The sequence below is a fragment of the Vibrio sp. YT-19(2023) genome (assembly GCF_033337395.1).
On record NZ_JAWOQN010000967.1, the window covers coordinates 1 to 552 of the forward strand.

Genomic DNA, 552 nt, shown 5'->3' on the forward strand with positions numbered 1-552 from the left:
ATCCCTTCTCACAGCCAGTTATTTATAGGCAATGTAAGGCATCGTCGTTTTACGCCCGTTAAGCACGAGCTGAATTACTCAATGTTTATGCCAGCGATTGATTTGGATGAAATTGGCGTACTTGAGAAAAAAGTTTGGGGCTTTGGGACTCGCTGGTGGCATTGGGCTCGATTCAAACGCGATGATTACCTCGGTGAAGGGAGTTTGAAAAAAGCGGTGCAAGATAAAGTCGCAGAACTTACGGGCGTACGTTGCAGCGGCAAAGTACTGGCTGTCTGTCATTTGCGTTATCTCGGGCTCTATTTTAGTCCAGTGAATTTTTACTACCTGTATGACCAAAAAGGTGGATGGCAATATCTTCTCGCTGAAGTCAGCAATACACCTTGGAATGAGCGCCATTATTACGCGATAGCGGCTGACCCAAAGGATGAAGATTTTGGTTGGGAGCAAGACAAAGCATTCCACGTGTCACCGTTCAACCCGATAGACCAATTGTACCGCTGGAAAATAAAACCGCTTACAGACAAGTTAAGTATCCATCTTGAATGCCAT

The 552-nt window shown here is 45.3% G+C and carries 1 protein-coding gene; it reads left to right on the forward strand.

The features are described from left to right. Positions 1-552 (forward strand): DUF1365 domain-containing protein (locus tag R7E78_RS29465; RefSeq protein WP_318059062.1); only part of this gene is annotated, 552 nt, incomplete at its 3' end.